19 protein-coding genes and 1 riboswitch are annotated in these 18,223 nt (G+C 48.6%); all 19 genes read left to right on the top strand.

Going from position 1 to position 18,223, the window contains the following annotated elements; translation table 11 throughout:
- The 19 genes from ychF to atpE all read left to right on the top strand — a co-directional run bounded on the left by ychF (nt 1) and on the right by atpE (nt 18,115).
- Nucleotides 1-1,101, top strand: coding sequence for a redox-regulated ATPase YchF (gene ychF, locus KAI36_RS24600; RefSeq protein WP_025721849.1), 1,101 nt, complete (start codon nt 1-3; stop codon nt 1,099-1,101).
- 270 nt (nt 1,102-1,371) lie between these two features.
- Entirely contained in the window at nt 1,372-2,439 is a 1,068-nt protein-coding gene (gene prfA, locus KAI36_RS24595; RefSeq protein ID WP_103744766.1) for a peptide chain release factor 1, read from the top strand.
- 3 nt (nt 2,440-2,442) lie between these two features.
- Complete coding sequence (gene prmC, locus KAI36_RS24590; protein ID WP_103744767.1) at nt 2,443-3,342, top strand: peptide chain release factor N(5)-glutamine methyltransferase; 900 nt, start codon at nt 2,443-2,445, stop codon at nt 3,340-3,342.
- 75 nt (nt 3,343-3,417) lie between these two features.
- The gene (locus KAI36_RS24585; RefSeq protein WP_103744768.1) at nt 3,418-4,611 is read left to right on the top strand and encodes an FtsW/RodA/SpoVE family cell cycle protein; all 1,194 of its coding nucleotides are present in this window, start codon (nt 3,418-3,420) and stop codon (nt 4,609-4,611) included.
- A gap of 256 nt (nt 4,612-4,867) precedes the next feature.
- Entirely contained in the window at nt 4,868-5,560 is a 693-nt protein-coding gene (spoIIR, locus tag KAI36_RS24580; protein ID WP_103744769.1) for a stage II sporulation protein R, read from the top strand.
- A 155-nt stretch (nt 5,561-5,715) separates the two neighbouring features.
- Entirely contained in the window at nt 5,716-6,963 is a 1,248-nt protein-coding gene (locus KAI36_RS24575; protein ID WP_103744770.1) for an L-threonylcarbamoyladenylate synthase, read from the top strand.
- A 142-nt stretch (nt 6,964-7,105) separates the two neighbouring features.
- Nucleotides 7,106-7,666, top strand: a complete 561-nt coding sequence (locus tag KAI36_RS24570; protein WP_023990719.1) for a manganese efflux pump MntP — start codon at nt 7,106-7,108, stop codon at nt 7,664-7,666.
- Between the two features lie 104 nt (nt 7,667-7,770).
- Complete coding sequence (locus KAI36_RS24565; protein ID WP_029518516.1) at nt 7,771-8,355, top strand: low molecular weight protein arginine phosphatase; 585 nt, start codon at nt 7,771-7,773, stop codon at nt 8,353-8,355.
- A 78-nt stretch (nt 8,356-8,433) separates the two neighbouring features.
- Nucleotides 8,434-8,515: riboswitch (ZMP/ZTP riboswitch) on the top strand.
- A 220-nt stretch (nt 8,516-8,735) separates the two neighbouring features.
- Nucleotides 8,736-9,323 (top strand): TIGR01440 family protein, encoded by a 588-nt coding sequence (locus KAI36_RS24560; RefSeq protein ID WP_220026253.1) that lies wholly within the window; start codon nt 8,736-8,738, stop codon nt 9,321-9,323.
- Between the two features lie 120 nt (nt 9,324-9,443).
- A complete protein-coding gene (locus tag KAI36_RS24555; RefSeq protein WP_013312336.1) occupies nt 9,444-10,694 on the top strand; it encodes a serine hydroxymethyltransferase in 1,251 nt (416 codons plus the stop codon).
- A gap of 176 nt (nt 10,695-10,870) precedes the next feature.
- The gene (locus tag KAI36_RS24550) at nt 10,871-11,752 is read left to right on the top strand and encodes a carbohydrate ABC transporter permease (protein ID WP_076294025.1); all 882 of its coding nucleotides are present in this window, start codon (nt 10,871-10,873) and stop codon (nt 11,750-11,752) included.
- On the top strand, nt 11,752-12,588 hold the full coding sequence (locus KAI36_RS24545) for a carbohydrate ABC transporter permease (RefSeq protein WP_220026252.1): 837 nt from the start codon (nt 11,752-11,754) through the stop codon (nt 12,586-12,588). The genes KAI36_RS24550 and KAI36_RS24545 overlap by 1 nt, the downstream gene beginning before the upstream one ends.
- 15 nt (nt 12,589-12,603) lie before the next feature.
- Complete coding sequence (locus tag KAI36_RS24540; protein ID WP_220026251.1) at nt 12,604-13,869, top strand: ABC transporter substrate-binding protein; 1,266 nt, start codon at nt 12,604-12,606, stop codon at nt 13,867-13,869.
- Between the two features lie 353 nt (nt 13,870-14,222).
- Entirely contained in the window at nt 14,223-14,852 is a 630-nt protein-coding gene (upp, locus tag KAI36_RS24535; RefSeq protein WP_013312332.1) for a uracil phosphoribosyltransferase, read from the top strand.
- Nucleotides 14,853-14,962: 110 nt separating this feature from the next.
- A complete protein-coding gene (wecB, locus tag KAI36_RS24530) occupies nt 14,963-16,132 on the top strand; it encodes a non-hydrolyzing UDP-N-acetylglucosamine 2-epimerase (protein WP_220026250.1) in 1,170 nt (389 codons plus the stop codon).
- 171 nt (nt 16,133-16,303) lie between these two features.
- Nucleotides 16,304-16,558: an AtpZ/AtpI family protein gene (locus KAI36_RS24525; protein WP_013312330.1), complete on the top strand. Its 255-nt coding sequence runs from the start codon at nt 16,304-16,306 to the stop codon at nt 16,556-16,558.
- On the top strand, nt 16,551-16,931 hold the full coding sequence (locus KAI36_RS24520) for an ATP synthase subunit I (RefSeq protein WP_013312329.1): 381 nt from the start codon (nt 16,551-16,553) through the stop codon (nt 16,929-16,931). Before KAI36_RS24525 ends, KAI36_RS24520 begins: the two co-directional genes overlap by 8 nt.
- A 29-nt stretch (nt 16,932-16,960) precedes the next feature.
- Entirely contained in the window at nt 16,961-17,785 is an 825-nt protein-coding gene (gene atpB, locus KAI36_RS24515; RefSeq protein ID WP_013312328.1) for a F0F1 ATP synthase subunit A, read from the top strand.
- Between the two features lie 105 nt (nt 17,786-17,890).
- Nucleotides 17,891-18,115, top strand: coding sequence for a F0F1 ATP synthase subunit C (gene atpE, locus KAI36_RS24510; RefSeq protein WP_007432750.1), 225 nt, complete (start codon nt 17,891-17,893; stop codon nt 18,113-18,115).
- Nucleotides 18,116-18,223 lie beyond the last annotated feature (108 nt).

Below are 18,223 nucleotides of genomic sequence, written 5' to 3'. Positions count from 1 at the left end.
ATGGCTTTAAAAGCGGGGATTGTGGGTCTGCCGAACGTGGGCAAATCAACACTTTTTAACGCAATAACGCAGGCGGGTGCGGAATCCGCAAACTATCCATTTTGTACGATTGACCCGAATGTGGGCGTTGTTGAAGTACCAGACGAGCGGCTGGATAAGCTGACTGAACTGGTTGTACCGAATAAAACGGTGCCAACGGCATTTGAATTTGTTGATATTGCAGGACTTGTGCGCGGTGCGAGCAAGGGCGAGGGTCTGGGTAACAAGTTTCTGGCTCATATTCGTGAAGTGGATGCGATTGTACATGTGGTACGTTGCTTTGAAGATGAGAACATTACCCATGTGGACGGCAAAATTGACCCGATCAGCGACATTCAGACCATTAATCTGGAACTGATTCTGGCGGATATCGAAAGCGTAGACAAGCGTATTGAACGTTCCCGCAAAAACATGAAGGGTGGCAACAAGCAGTATACCCAAGAGGTTGAAGTGCTGGAGCGGATCAAGGAAACGCTGTATGCTGATAAACCGGCGCGTAGCTTAGAATTGTCGGATGAAGAACGGTTGATTGTACGCGATCTTCATTTGCTTACGATGAAGCCTGTATTGTACGCAGCTAATGTCAGCGAAGATGGCGTAACGGAAGCTGACAGCAATCCATATGTGCAAAAGGTACGTGATTTTGCCATAGCTGAAAATGCAGAAGTGGTACCGATCAGCGCCAAGGTAGAATCTGAAATTGCTGAGCTGGAAGGCGAAGACAAGGCGATGTTCCTTGAGGAACTTGGATTAGCTGAATCCGGATTGAACCGTCTGATTAAAGCGGCCTACCGCTTGTTGGGCCTGTATACCTATTTCACAGCAGGTGTGCAGGAAGTACGCGCTTGGACTATACACAAAGGAACGAAGGCACCGGGTGCTGCGGGCGTAATTCATACGGATTTTGAACGCGGATTTATTCGTGCCGAGGTTGTATCCTACAACGATTTGGTCGCTGCTGGTTCGATGAACGGGGCTAAGGAACGTGGTCAGCTTCGTCTGGAAGGTAAGGAATATGTGGTGCAGGACGGAGACGTTATGCATTTCCGTTTTAATGTTTAATAAATAATTTCCAGAGCACAATACTCGATTCGTATATAAAAGACGATGACTCCATGTATGTGTGTTCTGAAATGTGCTAGATTACGTGGTCGCTGCCTATATTAGGGCGGCGACTTTTTTATTGTATTGCATGTTGTGTGGATTTTTGCAAAATCCTAAATTAGTCAGTATTTCTTGTAGCTAATTCATGAATTAGTTGGTATAATAAAGAGCTGTAGCCAGTGAAATTGAAGCTGGTTTCATATTAATTTAACTGAAGAGGTGAATCGCTTGTTGGACCGATTGCAATCATTGGCGGACCGCTACGATAAACTGAGCGAACTGCTCTGCGATCCGGATGTAGCGAACGATAGCAAAAAACTTAGAGATTATTCCAAAGAACAGTCTGATTTACAGCCTGCTTATGAAGCATATACCGAATATAAAAATGTCGTTGAAGAGCTGGAAGCTGCAAAAACCTTGCAGGGTGAAAAGCTGGACGACGAGATGCGTGAAATGGTCAAAATGGAGATTGATGAACTAAGTGTTCGCAAGCGGGAGCTGGATGAAAAAATCCGTATTTTGCTGCTGCCGAAGGACCCGAATGATGATAAGAACGTTATTATTGAGATTCGTGGTGCAGCGGGTGGTGACGAAGCGGCACTATTCGCAGCTGATTTGTACCGGATGTATACCCGTTATGCCGATACCCAAGGCTGGCGTGTAGAGCTGATGGACGCGAACATGAATGATCTCGGGGGCTTTAAAGAGGTTATTTTCATGATTAACGGCCGCGGTGCATACAGCAAAATGAAATTCGAAAGCGGCGCACACCGCGTACAGCGGATTCCGACGACGGAATCAGGTGGACGTATTCATACATCGACATCTACAGTATCCGTTATGCCTGAGGCAGAAGAAGTGGATATTGAAATTTCCGACAAGGATATTCGCGTGGATACGTTCTGTTCCAGCGGTGCGGGCGGACAATCCGTTAATACGACCAAGTCGGCGGTGCGTGTAACGCATATGCCAACAGGTATTATGGCAACCTGTCAGGACGGAAAATCCCAGAACTCCAATAAGGAGAAGGCGCTGCAAGTTTTGCGTGCCCGTATTTCGGATATGTTGCGTCAGGAAGAGGAAGCCAAATATGCAGGCGAGCGTAAGAGCAAAGTAGGTACCGGGGACCGCAGTGAGCGTATCCGTACCTACAACTTCCCGCAAAGCCGTGTAACGGATCATCGTATTGGACTAACTATGCATAAGCTGGACCAGGTGATGAACGGGGAGATCGAAGAAATCGTATCGGCGCTCACGATTGCAGAGCAGGCTGATTTGATGGAACAAGAGGTTTAAGTTTTGGGGAACGAACGCGATTGTGTGTATCGAATGTCGCCGGAACGGAACATGAGTGTCAGAGAAGCCTTGGTTGAGGCTTCTTCTTTTTTAGGAAGCTGTGGCGTTCTGGAGCCCCAGCATAATACCCGTTTGCTGCTGGAGCATGTGCTCGGATTGGAAGGTACGGCGTTTTACGCCGCTCTGGGTGATCCGTTCCCTTCCACCGCCAAGGAGGCGTGGGAACGGATCATAGCCCGCAAAGCTGCGGGTGAACCGGCGCAGTATATTATCGGACGGCAGGAATTTTATGGCCGCCCGTTCATGGTTTCGCCGTCGGTGCTGATTCCGCGCCCTGAGACAGAACTGCTCGTCGAGGCGATACTCCAGCACGGCGATCGGCTGTGGCCAAGCGGCGCTCCGCAGGCGCTTGACATCGGCGCGGGCAGCGGTGCGATTGCCGTGACACTGGCGGCTGAGCGACCGAGCTGGCGCGTCGCAGCAGGGGATATTTCGGCCGCTGCGCTAAGAGTGGCGGCCCATAATGCTGCTGCGAACGGCGCAGCCGTAGAATTCCGCGAGGGCGATCTGCTGGCGCCGTTCGCGGGGACAGCGGTGGACATTCTCGTGTCCAACCCGCCGTACATCCCGGCTGCTGACATCGCTGGCTTACAGCCAGAGGTACGCGACCATGAGCCGCGGATGGCGTTGGATGGTGGTCCTGACGGGCTTGGCCCGTATCGGGCAATGCTGGAGCAGCTCGGACTCCTTCAGGCTCCGCCCCGGCTAATCGGGTTTGAGCTGGGGATGGGACAGGCCAGAGACGTGGCTGGCCTGTTGGAACAGGCAGGTCATTGGAAGAACATTATAATCGTTCCTGACCTTGCAGGGATCGAGCGACATGTCCTAGGTGTCTCGGAGTAGTGCTGCATTTTCTTTTTGCGAGTCTTTCCTTTAGAATAAGAGGGGTATGACCGAGAAACGGCTCAGGGGGAAATCATGCTTCAGAAATTGAAAAAAATTGACGGTCCGGTTATCTTTATTCTGGTTTTGCTCATGGCAATTAGTATCATAACGGTATACAGTGCAGGTAGGGGCCCTACGAACTTGGCAGAGCACGGCAATGACTACCAGAAGATGATCGGGTATTATATATTGGGTTTTGTGGCGATCTTGGGTTTAGCGATGGTCGATTTTCGGATATTCATTAAAAAAGCCTTGTACGTATATGGAGGCGGAATATTCTTGTTGGGTCTCGGATTTTTTGGCGGGACGGTTAACAACTCTCAGGGCTTTTTGAAAATTGGGGGCTTGAATCTTCAGCCTGCTGAGGTATTCAAGCTGGTCCTTATCATTTTTCTGACTTATATGCTGATCAAAAAGCGCAAGAGCAAGCTGTATTTTATTCAGGATGTTCTTCCAGTCGCTCTGGTGAGCTTTGTCCCGTTTGCCATGGTTATGGCACAAAATGACTTGGGTAATGCGCTCGGTTACATTGTCATCGTCATCGGTATGCTATGGATTGGTAATGTGAAGGCATCCCATGCGTTAATCGGATTCATAGTATTTGCAGTCGCTGTTGGCGGCGGGATTAAAGCTTATATTTCGTTTCACGATGAGATTGATTCCTTTATGAAGGGGATTGGCCGTAGTCACTGGGTTGAGCGTTTGGACCCTTGGTTGGTACCGGAAGAGGCAACCGCGAAGGCGTCTTATCATACCAAAAATGCCAAGCTGGCGATAGCCTCGGGCGGGATGATGGGCAAGGGCTTTTTGCATGGAACCTCGGTACAGTCCGGGCGTGTTCCTTATACGTACGCGGATTCTATTTTTGTGGTCGTAGCGGAAGAATTTGGCTTTGTAGGCTCTTCAGTGCTGCTATTGCTATATTTTATTTTGATTCACCGCATGATCCTGATTTCGCTGGAATGCCGGGATCGCGCCGGACCGTATATTATTGTCGGGATTGTGTCCATGTTGCTGTACCAAATTTTTGAGAATATTGGTGCGTTTCTGGGCATTATGCCGCTTACGGGGATTACGCTCCCGTTCATAAGTTATGGTGGTACCTCGTTGCTTATTAACATGGCTAGTATCGGCTTGGTTATGAGTATTAAGGTGCACGGCCAAGAGCTGGAGGATGATCTGCCACAGCCTTCCAGACTAAGCTTGACGAAGGCGAAAAAAGCCTAGTACAGGTGGAATGTGGCTAGATAATGATTGGTATTTGTGTGAGTTGAAACGGTGCAACGAGAGAGTCCAGATTGTGAAATCTGGGCTTTTTCATATTCCTCGGTGAGGGTCAGAAGCTTGGTGTAGCATGATTTGAGGGTATTATTAAAAAAATCTGTAAAGTGGTCCTGAATCTTTTACAAGAATCATAGGTTTAGACTCTCCCAAACCGGACAGACTGATAGACATGATAGAGTTTGGGTTTGGGGGGACAAAAATGAGAAGTTGGGTAAAGCAAGCCGCAATGATACTATTTTGTATTTCGATATTAATGATGTCTTGGGAAGGTCAAAAGACGGATGCTGCTATGACCACTGGAACAAGAGGAACCTTAGCATCAGGAGTGGCTACAGCAGGGCTGAAAGTGATTCCACATGATTCCATTCGCCTGCGTATTTTGGCCAATTCGGATCGCCCGGAGGATCAGTTGGTTAAACGTGAAATACGGGACGCTATTGTGCAGCAGATGAATGCCTGGGTGGGTGAGCTGGAAAACCCGCAAAGCTTAGACCAAGCGAGATCATTGATTGATGCTCATTTACCTGAAATTGACCGTTTGGTAGGTATGGAACTGGCTCGTCGCGGCATTGCGTATGATCATCAGGTGGAACTGGCGAGCGTACCTTTCCCGACAAAAATGTACGGTGGTCTGGTCTACCCAGCAGGGAATTATGAAGCGCTTCGGGTTACGCTGGGGCAAGGAAAAGGGCAAAATTGGTGGTGCGTGTTGTTTCCTCCGCTATGTTTTATTGATGCAGGCAGTGGGGAAGCAGCGGCACAAACGGTATCAGCAAAAACGAATCATGGAGATAGTCGGACGAATGCTACTGACAAGGAGCCGGAAGTACGTTTTTTTCTGTGGGATGCACTTACGGGACTGTGTAACTGGGTGAGTGGCTTGTTTGCCTAAACGTTGAGGAGTGTAAGTTTCCCCATATGCTATAATGGAACTTACGATAGATATACACATGGCAGAGCCAAATGAACTAATCTTTCAAAGTAGCCTTATAGGATCAGGCGAAATCACTGGCCTGTATATGACAATAAGATATGGGATGATCTGATATGAGCGATAAATCGAATCAAATGCAAGACTTGCGCGGAAAATTTGTGCAAAAGGAAAAATCGGAGCAAAAGCTAGATGAACAGGGAATTCGCGAGCTGAAGCAGGCATTGAAGTCTTCCCATACCCAATGGTGGGATGTAAGATGTTTGGTTCCTGTGAGCAACACTGACGGGGATGTTTCTGACGAAATTTGGGATGAACAGACTCGGATCGCGGCGGAAAAGGGCATACGCGAGGCCGCCTTACTCCTCCAAGCTGGAGAGACGGTAGCCTTTCCTACGGAGACCGTGTACGGCCTGGGGGCCGATGCTCGTAGTACAAAAGCGGTGGAGTCGGTATTCGCTGCCAAAGGACGTCCCTCCGATAACCCGCTCATTGTACATATTTCTGATGCTGTTCAATTAGAGGGTATGGTAGTAGAAATAAACGATACAGCCCGAGCGCTGATGAATATGTTTTGGCCGGGACCGCTGACTCTCGTATTGCCGGTAGTGCCGCAGGCACTATCACCGCGTGTGACAGCCGGGCTGGATACAGTCGGTGTGCGCATGCCGGATCATCCGATAGCGCTTCGTTTGATCGCTGAAGTGGGTTGTCCGCTGGCTGCGCCAAGCGCCAACCGTTCGGGAAGACCCAGCCCCACCCTTGCACAGCATGTGCGGGAGGATCTGGAGGGCCGCATCGGCGGCATTTTAGACGGAGGTCCCACGGGGGTGGGACTGGAGTCCACGGTGGTGCAGGCGGGTGACGACGGAACCGTCACCATTCTGCGCCCCGGCGGCGTGACGGCCGAGCAGCTCGCTGCGGTTGCTCGCGCCGTCGTGCTGGACCCGGCGTTGACTGCTACGCCCGGGGAAGACGCGGACAGCCCGGCGCCGCGCTCGCCGGGCATGAAGTACACGCACTACGCGCCGCGAGGCCGCTTGAGCGTGGTACAAGGCCCGTCATCCGTTGAGGTGACGGGCTGGATTCGCGCCGCGCTGGCGGAGGCTTCCGCGCGCGGGGAGCGCACGGCAGTGCTCGCGTTCGACGAGCATGCCGCCGGCTACGCCGGAGAACGCGTCTACACGCTAGGCAAGCTGGACGCGCTCCATGAGGCAGCGCAGCGCCTGTACGGCGTGCTGCGCCGCTGCGACGAGGACGGCGTCACCTACATTTTGGCGGAATCCTGTCCGCCGAAAGGATTGGGAGACGCCGTCATGAACCGCCTGCTTAAAGCGGCAGGTCACCGAATCGTCCGCTTGTAGCTTCTGTCGAATCAGAGCCTCTTATATTAAATTTTCCTCCCTCCTCGTCTCGGTATGGGGTACTTTCAGTGTATGCTTGTACTGATTTGCCCCTTGTCCGCATAACGTGTACAAGAACAGACGGATAATGGAGGGATGGAGTATGCTGGCAGCCTCTGCCCATGCCGGGCAGGTTGTAACGATTCTGATCATGGCGGTAGCGCTAGGAATGGATGCGTTATCGCTGGGCGTAGGGATCGGCATGAAGGGGATACGCCTGCGAGACGTGCTGCGCATCAGTACGGTTATTGGCTTTTTTCACATTCTGATGCCATTGCTGGGAATGTTCACAGGCCATTATATGAGTTCTTTATTAGGTCATGTGACGGCCTACTTCGCAGGGGGGCTACTCATCCTTTTGGGCGGGCATATGGTGTATAATTCCTTTAAAGGGGACGGCGTACAGGTGTTGGATCATCGTTCGCCTTTAGGCCTTTTGCTGTTTGCACTTGGGGTGAGCGTTGACTCATTTTCTGTAGGAGTGTCACTAGGTATGTTCCAGAGTGATCTGGTGCTGTCCGTTCTGGCGTTTGGTTTTTGCGGGGGAGCAATGGCGATGTTGGGTCTGCTGCTGGGTCGCAAGGTCAGCCGCAATCTAGGAGATTATGGAGAAGCAGTGGGCGGTGCCATTTTGCTGGCATTCGGCTTTATGTTTATGTTTTGATTTTAGCGTAGACAGTGTAAAATAAATGCAGGATTATAGTAAGGGATTAGAATTATAGTAATCCTCTGTTTATATATTTTTTTAACATACGGGGGGTGAAAACGTTGAAGAATATCTTATTCGTATGCACAGGGAATACCTGTCGCAGTCCAATGGCTGAAGGGATGCTGCGTAAGTTGGCTGCTGAGCATGGGCTAGAACTGGAAGTGCGTTCTGCGGGAGTAGCCGCGATGGAAGGCACGCCGATATCCCGACATGCAGAGGCGGTTCTACGTGATCATGATATATCCGATCAGATCACTTCAACCCCTTTGAGCGACGGGCTTGCTGGGTGGGCGCATCTGATCTTAACCTTGACGCAAGGACATAAACAGCACGTAATTCAGCGCTTTCCCCAAACGGCGGGCAAAGTATTTACGCTTAAGGAATATGTGGAGAACCGGGATGCGGTGTTGAATGATGTACAGGAGTTGGATGGTTTATATGCTTCACAGCAGTTGATGGCTTCACTCGGACAAGAGCTATCGGCGCAGGAGCGTGAACGAATGATTGAATTACACCAACGGATTCCGGGCTTTGATATTTCAGATCCGTTTGGCGGTTCGCGGGAAGACTACGATGTCACAGCTGCGGAAATCCGTACGGCGCTGCATAAGCTGCTGGACAAGCTAAAGGCTTCTTCCGAATAAAATTGGTATTACTCATCTGTTTTGTACGGAATCTGTTGATTTTCGGCGGTTAATCCGTTAAGATAAGGTGGAAAAATGAGAATCCGATGTAACTGGCGACAAAAGTGGGATTAACCACGATGGAGCATCGGAGATACGGCCGGTCGCCTGGGCAAAAGAGCAATTCCACATAGGTGTGGACTGCTCTTTTTTTCATATACAAGTTATGCCAGATTTTTAGCTGAGAGTTGATTCCATTAAAGGTTCTTCCATTTTTTCTGCTCGAAATCTGAAACATCGGCTATAATATAGTCAGATTGTGATCAGGAGAGAGTGTGTTGAACTTGGGGCATGAGACCGTGCCTAGTCTCTGAGAGACTGTTCAACCAAAGGAGGTTCCAATGGTGGAACAATTAGATCATGAGATTCCGCTGGAAGCACAGACCACTTCTGTCGTGCGGGAAATCGCAGAAGCAGCCAGTCTCAAGGCTAGTCGCCTGCTGGTTATTGGCGTTAGCACAAGTGAAGTGGCTGGAAGTCGGATTGGTACGGCGGGAGCGCTCGATGTGGCTCAGCAACTGTTGTCTGGAGTAGAGTCCGTTCGCAGGGAGTATGGCTTTGATGTGGCGTTTCAATGCTGTGAGCATTTGAACCGAGCGCTGGTCGTTGAACGGGCTGTGCTGGAGCGACTGGGACTGATGGAGGTTGCAGCTGTTCCTGTTCGTACAGCAGGAGGCTCTATGGCTACCGTCGCCTATCGTTCTATGAGCGACGCGTGTTTGGCGGCGAACGTGCAGGCTCATGCCGGGATAGACATCGGCGAAACGCTGATTGGCATGCATCTGCGACCCATTGCTGTTCCGTTTCGCCCAAGCCTTCGCTGGATTGGCGAAGCACGTGTGACAGCAGCGATCACCCGTCCCCCACTTATTGGCGGACAACGGGCGGTGTACAGTCTGGAGCAAGAAGTCGGCGGAAACTGCGATTAGCATTTGGCATGGCGGCATGTTTGTACTAATCTTTTTTGCATTGATGATGAGGTACCCAACAGAGGAGCAGGCGTTTGCTTGTATACCCAACAATTGACTATGGAGAGGGAGTAATCAATCATGATGGAACACCTACGTAAAAGTGACCCGGCAGTGATGGAAGCAATGGGACTTGAACTGAAACGACAACGCCACAATATCGAGCTAATCGCATCCGAGAACATTGTCAGTGAAGCAGTAATGGAAGCTATGGGCTCCGTGCTGACAAATAAATATGCTGAAGGTTATCCGAACAAACGCTACTATGGTGGCTGTGAGCATGTAGATATCGTTGAAGACATCGCACGTGACCGCGCAAAAGAACTGTTCGGCGCCGAGCATGCTAACGTGCAGCCTCACTCTGGAGCACAAGCCAACATGGCGGTGTATCTGGCAGCTCTCAAACCTGGAGATACTGTACTGGGTATGAATCTGGCGCATGGTGGCCATTTAACACACGGAAGTCCGGTAAACGCCTCCGGCTTGTTGTATAACTTTGCTGCTTACGGTGTACGTGAAGACAACTTCCGCATCGACTACGATGAAGTGCGCAAGGCAGCCTTCAAGCACCGTCCTCGTCTGATTGTAGCTGGCGCGAGTGCATATCCGCGTACTATTGATTTTGAAGCTTTTGCTTCCATTGCCAATGATGTAGGCGCTCTGTTTATGGTGGATATGGCACATATCGCAGGTCTCGTGGCAGCGGGAATTCACCCAAGTCCAGTTCCGCATGCCCAATTTGTAACAACAACGACACACAAAACGCTGCGTGGTCCGCGTGGGGGTCTGATTCTGACTCGCAAAGCATGGGCGCAAGCGATTGATAAAGCTATTTTCCCTGGTACTCAAGGGGGGCCACTGATGCATGTGATCGCGTCCAAAGCGGTTGCTTTGGGTGAAGCGCTCCAGCCATCGTTCAAAACCTATGCGCAAAACGTAGTCCGCAACGCACAGGTGCTGGCTGAAACACTGCTGGCTGAGGGGATTAACATTGTATCCGGTGGTACGGATAACCATCTGATGCTGTTGGATACGCGCAATTTGAATATCACAGGTAAAGAAGCGGAGCATGTATTGGATTCCGTGGGCATCACAGTGAATAAAAATGCGATTCCTTTTGACCCGACCAGTCCATTCGTAACAAGCGGAATTCGTATTGGTACACCTGCTGCAACATCTCGTGGTATGGATGAAGAGGCTATGGTCAAGATCGGTAAAATCATTGCCGAAACCCTTAAAAATCCGAAAGATGATACTGTATTGTCCAAAGCGAGCCAAGCGGTTGGCGAATTGACAGACAAGTTCCCGATCTATCCAGGAACTCAATACTAATTCATCAACATTCATAATCTTTATGTTAAAGGCTGTTTTCCTTCCGTAAGCCGGAGGAGAACAGCCTTTTTTTTGCTTCCGAACGACTCGAAACTTACATTTTTGGGTAATAAGCGATTACAGTAAGGGTTTATGGCGCGCTTTCCTTCATGATCAACGACAAAGGAGTGATTGCATTGAGTCAAAGAAAATCCGCGCAATTATTGCAGCAAATCGTATTTGTAGGACCGATGGCGTTGTTTTTCGTCTTGATTATGGTCATTCCGTTCCTGCTGGGGCTGTATTATTCCATGACGAACTGGGATGGAGTATCTGAAAATATCCGATGGCTCGGCTTGGGGAATTACGTTCATATTTTTAGGGATGATCCAGATTTCCGTAATGCGTTCTGGTTTACGGTCCGGTTTACCGTATGTGGTGTCATTCTGACAAACCTGATTGGCTTTTTCCTAGCCTATGCACTTACCAAACCGTTGCGTACCCGTAATGCACTGCGAACTGTATTTTTTATGCCCAATATGATTGGCGGCTTGCTGCTCGGCTTTATCTGGCAATTTATATTTGTACGCGGCTTTTCTGCGGTAGGAGAGGCGACAGGGCTTTCCTTTTTTAAACTGCCGTGGCTGGGTGATGGGCCAACTGCTTTTTGGGGAACTGTCATTGTGTTTGTATGGCAATATGCAGGTTATCTCATGGTTATTTACATATCCTCGTTAAATAATGTTCCGCATGCCCTTATTGAATCGGCCCAAATCGACGGTGCGAGCCGAAGACAGATTTTGCGTCATATCGTAGTGCCACTTATTATGCCAGCGGTGACCGTCTGCTTGTTCCTGGCGATATCCTGGTCCTTTAAAGTATTTGAGTTGAATTTGGCTCTCACGAAGGGGGGACCTTTCAAGTCGACAGAGTCTGTAGCGTTGGACATATATAATGAAGCGTTTACAAATAATCGACTTGGATTAGGGACGGCCAAAGCTATGATTTTCTTTGTGGTCGTTGCCATCATTACCAGCATTCAGGTGCGTCTCACGAAGAAAAAGGAGGTCGAAATGTAATGGGAAAAACGTCGAACTATCGTTTGGGCACATGGGCTGCTGAAATATTGCTTATTGTGATCGGGTTAATCTTTCTGGTTCCGTTCTATTTTTTGCTCGTAAACTCCGTTAAATCCTTTGGCGACATTTTGGCCCATTCCGCTTCGTGGCCGACAACATTCCGTTTTGAAAACTATGCTAACGCCTGGAATAAAATAAACTTTCCCACAGCACTGGGGAATTCACTGATTGTCACGATCGTCAGTAATGCGCTTTTGCTGCTAATCAGCTCGATGGCCGCTTACCAGATGGTTCGGCATGACACTCTTTTTAATCGGTTCCTATTCGGTTTGCTTGTGGCTGCGATGGTAGTTCCCTTTCAATCGATTATGTTGCCGCTTATGGAAGTGTCCAACGTATTGAGCTTGAACAACAGTATACCGGGACTGATCTTATGTTATCTGGGTTTTGGAGCGCCTTTATCCGTTTTTCTTTTTCATGGCTTTATTAAAACGGTACCTATTGAGATCGAGCAGGCGGCAAGAGTGGACGGTTCATCTCGGTATGGGGTGTTCTTTCGCATCGTTTGTCCACTGCTGCTGCCTATGTTCGTAACCGTACTTATTTTGAATACCTTATGGATCTGGAATGACTATCTGTTGCCTTCGCTCATTTTGAATGATCCTGAGCTGCGCACCATTCCGATTGCAACCTATATGTTGTTTGGTCAGTACACCAAGCAATGGGACTTGGCGTTGCCAGCCCTGGTGTTGGGGATCATGCCAGTTGTTGTGTTTTTTCTGGTGATGCAAAAATACATCGTTTCTGGCATTGCAGCCGGTGCGGTCAAAGGCTGAAGGGAGGGAAAACCGATGAAAAAAACAGCGTTATTTGTCATCTCCTTGATGGTGCTGCTCGCATGTACACTTGCAGGTTGTGGAAATACGAAGGCTCAACAGAGTGAGACGAAAACGATACACATTTATCAATTCAAAGTAGAGATTTCGGAACCGCTAAATAAGCTGAAGGCAGAATATGAAAAAACGCACCCGGGCATCAAGCTGGATATCCAATCTGTCGGTGGTGGTACGGACTACGGTGCTTCGTTGAAGGCTAAATTCGCATCAGGCGATCAGCCGGACATTTTTACAAATGAGGGCTACCAGGACCGCGATACGTGGCTGGAGTACTTGGAGGATTTGTCGGATCAGCCATGGGTGAAGGATCTGGATGATTTCGCTCGTAAGCCGATGACGGTTAACGGTAAGATTTATGGACAGCCTATGAACCTAGAAGGATTTGGTTTTGTTTATAACAAGGATTTGTTCAAAAAAGCGGGCATAACCAAACTGCCTCAGACGATAGATGAACTGGAGGAAGCAGCCAAGCGACTGAAGGCGGCAGGGATTATACCTTTTGCTAACGGGTATGCGGAATGGTGGGTTCTGGGGAACCATTTTATCAATATCCCGTTTGCCAGACAGCCGAACCCGGAAAGTTATGTTGCGGATTTAAACAAAGGAACGGCTCGCATCCCCGGTAACCCCGTGTTCGATCAGTGGGTGAAGTTGCTTGACCTAACTATAAAATATGGGAACCGCAATCCGCTCACGACGGATTACAATACACAAGTGACACTGTTTTCGACAGGTAAGGCTGCTATGATGCACCAGGGGAACTGGACGCAACCGCAAATGGATGGAATTAATCCTAACTTGAATTTGGGTATTCTGCCTGCGCCTATAGACAATGATCCCTCCACAGGAGGTAGACTCGCTGTGGGAGTAGCCTCGAACTGGGTGGTCAACAAAAATTCGCCTGTGAAGCAGGAGGCAAAAGAATTCCTCAATTGGTTGGTCACATCAGAAACAGGCAAGCATTATATCACCAAGGAATTTAAGTTTGTTCCCGCCTTCAAAAGTATCACGTCCAGTGACGAGACGACAGGCGATCTAGGTGCAGAAATATCTAGGCACGTGAGGGAAGGCAAGATATGGAGCTGGAACTTCCAACGCTTCCCGAAGGGACTGAATCAGGATTTAAGCAGTAGTATGCAAGCCTATATCGCAGGGGTGATCACGAAGGATGAAATGCTTCAGCAATTTCAGGAAGCATGGGACAATTTGAAGTATAGATAAAGAATGATGCAAGAGGATGCAAAGGCTATAGCTCGGGCAGGAAGCTTAAAGTCCACAGGCTTTGACGGTCAAGTGCCGTCAGGGCCTTTTTGATGTGTTTTTTATGTGACAAAAGTCACACCTAAAGCGGTCCTATTAAGTATTTTACATGTCATATCTTTCCCTTGACAAAAGGTTGTGGTGGCAGGTGTTAAATCAATCAAGGGAATGTTATAATAAACAGGATTTACAGGCACGCATTGCATCTGTGCTTATTTGGTTTGTACAAATAGGTTACATAGATCCTTTCGACTCAGGGTAGTTCGATATGCTGGCGCGAAAGAACGTGACGATAATACCGGAGGGAATATATTATGGCGAAACTGGTGGTTTGCGATCACCCTTTGATCCAACACAAACTTACATTTATCCGCGATGTACGGACCAACACTAAGGATTTCCGCGAGCTGGTGGATGAAGTAGCAACATTGATGGCTTATGAAATCACACGGGATATCCCACTGGAAAGCATTACGGTGCAGACACCAGTTGCTGAGACAGAAGGTAAAGTGATTTCGGGACGTATGCTAGGTCTTATTCCGATTCTGCGTGCAGGCTTGGGTATGCTGGATGGCGTAGTAAAGCTGCTGCCTGCAGCAAAGGTAGGCCATGTGGGACTGTTCCGCGATCCTGAGACGCTGCAACCCGTAGAATACTATACGAAGCTGCCTACAGATGTAACAGAGCGCGAATTGATCGTGATTGATCCGATGCTTGCAACGGGTGGCTCGGCAATTGCGGCGATTGATGTGTTGAAAAAGAGAGGCTGCACTCAAATTAAAATGATGAATCTGATTGCTGCTCCTGAAGGAGTCAAAGCTGTGCAGGATGCGCATCCTGATGTAGACATCTATGTCGCTGCACTGGACGAGCGTCTGGATGATCATGGATACATCATTCCGGGTCTTGGTGACGCGGGAGACCGCTTGTACGGAACCAAGTAGACTGCCTTTGGCGGTTCGGCAAAATCTATGGACGTTATGACAGGTCGTTTTTCTGAATAATGGAAGATCTGTGAAGCGGACATTTATTATGAAAAGGGGTTCAACAGAAAATGTCCAAAATCAAAGTGATGACAATTTTTGGTGTGCGTCCGGAAGCGATTAAGATGGCTCCTCTTATTTTGGAGCTTCAGCGTCACCCGGAGCATATCGAGTCCGTGGTATGCGTTACGGCTCAACATCGCCAGATGCTTGATCAGGTTCTGGAAGTTTTCAATATTCACCCTGACTATGATCTGGACGTAATGAAGGATCGCCAGACACTGAATGAAATCTCCATACGGGTACTTCAAGGTCTGGAACCTGTATTGCGTGAGGCCAAGCCCGATATCGTGTTGGTTCACGGCGATACGCTGACCACTTTCCTCGCCAGCTATGCAGCCTTTATGCAGCAGATTGAAGTAGGGCATGTGGAAGCGGGTTTGCGGACGTGGAACAAGCTTTCTCCATATCCTGAAGAAATGAACCGTCAGCTCACAGGCGTGCTGTCTGATCTGCATTTCTCGCCTACTTCTTTATCAGCTGGAAATTTGCGGAAGGAAAACAAACCTGAATCTCGAATATATGTTACAGGAAATACAGTAACTGACGTATTTCAGTATACGGTTCGCCAGGATTACGAGCACCCCGTACTGAACTGGGCTCAGGGCAAACGCCTGATTCTCATGACAGCACATCGCCGGGAATCCCAAGGGGAACCGCATCGTCAGATTTTTAATGCGGTTAAGCGAATTGCGGATGAGTTTGAGGATATCGCTATTGTTTATCCGGTTCATCCGAGTCCGGCTGTGAAGGAACCTGCATTTGAGATTTTAGGCAACCATCCGCGTATTAAGCTGATTGATCCGCTGGATGTTGTGGATCTGCACAATTTTTACCCACATACACATCTGATCCTTACGGATTCCGGTGGGCTTCAGGAAGAAGCGCCTTCGTTCGGAGTACCTGTTCTGGTGCTGCGTGATACGACTGAAAGACCGGAAGGAATTGAAGCGGGTACCTTGGAACTGGTGGGTACGAGTGAAGAGAACGTGTACAATCGGACCAAGGCACTTTTGACAGACTCCGCGTTGTACGATTCTATGAGTCAGGCAGCGAACCCTTACGGCGATGGACAAGCATCAGTAAGAATTGTCAATGCGATTTTGCACCATTATGGTGTTCAATCCGAACGTCCTGAAGAATTTCACACAATGTTCACAAAAGGTGTTCGTCCGATATAATTATTCTTTACAAGGCAAGCATACAGTTAAACTGTACGGTTACCAAGGGATACAGCAATTTAAGATGCTTTGTCGTTTGATTTTATACTTTAGGGCGCTAAAATATCTCAATTGACAAAGCATCTTATATTTAAGTAAAATGGACTGGAATTGCAGGGGTGACATGGAAAAGTGGTCAAACCTTCCAAGCAAAACAACAACCGAAATAACACCGGAAATGCCTTCAAGGCTATAGGACTGGTGAGCGCGATCGGCATTGATTTGGCGATATGCACACTGGGTGGTTTCTATGCCGGAAAATGGATTGATGCCAAACTTGGTGGATCCGGAATTTGGATTGGCGTAAGCGTTCTCGCAGGCTTGGTTGTAGGCGCATTAAGTATTGCCCTTGTGATCGGAAAGGTACTGAGGGATAACCATGAATGAGATGACCCGTATGCAAAAAATGTTATGGATCGTAGCGCTTGGTATTATGGCTCTGTGTTTCCTGGTCTCCGCCTTCATGCCCCAACACCGTGACATTGCTCACGGAATCATTCTGGGAACGGGAGTAAGCTGTCTAAATGTGCTGTATATGGCCTACAAAATTCGACAGGTTGCGAGTGCGGCCGCCGGTGAAAGAAAGAAGAGAGTGTTTGGTATTGGCTTTGGCGTTCGATTAGGGACCTCAATTTTGGCAGTGGTGCTGGCGATAGAATTTCCGGCCTATTTCCATGAGATCGCTGTAATGGCAAGCCTGGTGACTGGGCAATTTCTTCTGTTAATTATAGGCATCATATTCGCGCTTCAGGAAAAATGATAGCTCAACTGAGAAAGGGGTGAGAAAACATGTTGCATGAATCACCGATTATCCAATTGGGCGGGTTTAACATTGACTTGTCCGTCATTATTATGCTGATTGTGACCTGCGCGATTGTATTTGGACTGGCATTTGCTGCAACGCGCAATTTGTCTGTGGACAATCCAAGCAAGCTGCAAAATTTTATGGAATGGGTCGTAGAATTCGTTCAAGGACTGATTACCAGCACGATGGATTTGAAAAAAGGGAAGCCATTCCTCTCCTTGGGGATGACGCTGATCATGTTCATCTTCGTGGGAAATATGCTGGGCTTACCGTTCGGGATTGTGACCGAATTCGATAATGTGCAAAGTGCCCAAGTATTTGGACATGAAATCATTCCAGTCAAAGAAGCATTAGAACAAGCACAGGCGTCTCACCCGGGCGAAGCTGCCCATGTAGGCATCAGCTGGTGGAAATCACCTACCGCAGATGCAGGGGTATCCATTGGACTGGCATTGATGATCTTTGTCCTGGTTCATTTCCTGGGGATCTTCCGTAATACCAAAGCTTACTTCAAGCATTACGTTCAGCCATTTCCTTTCTTTTTGCCAATTAACTTGATTGAGCAGTTCTCAAAACTGTTGACACATGGTATGCGTCTATTCGGTAATATTTTTGCCGGTGAGGTTTTGATCAGTGTTCTGCTGAAATTGACAGCACTTGGTGTAGGAGGCTGGATTGCTTCCGTATTGGGACTCGTTGTTTGGCAAGGATTTAGTATCTTTGTCGGCAGTATTCAAGCGTTCGTCTTCACGATTCTGACGTTTGTATACATTTCGCAGTCCATTGACACGCATGAAGAAGAGCATTAGACAAGCTCGTTTTCCGGTTTTTAGTTAAGTTCAGGAGTACGCTTCGCTCTTAACTGCAAATACATGTAAAACACAAATACACATCACTAAGGAGGATTTTTTAAAATGGGAGTTTGGGCATATATCGCAGCTGCAATCGCAGTAGGTTTGGGCGCTTTGGGCGCAGGTATTGGTAACGGTCTGATCGTAAGTAAAACAGTTGAAGGTATCGCTCGTCAGCCTGAAGCAAAAGCAACGTTGCAAACGGTAATGTTTATCGGTGTAGGTCTGGTCGAAGCCCTGCCAATCATCGGGGTCGTTCTGGCATTCATTTTCTACGCAGGTGCTTAATTGAATGGAAGCAAGGTTTGGCGGGGAAGGCACAGCCATCCGCGCCTTCTTTGTTCGTTTGAACATGAAAGATCCAGAACCGACGTTCACCGGAAAGGAGTGACTTCA

The organism is Paenibacillus sp. S02, from assembly GCF_019454065.1.
In the GTDB taxonomy this organism is placed as follows: Bacteria; Bacillota; Bacilli; order Paenibacillales; family Paenibacillaceae; genus Paenibacillus; species Paenibacillus polymyxa_B.
This window is presented reverse-complemented; position numbering and strand designations above follow the sequence as displayed.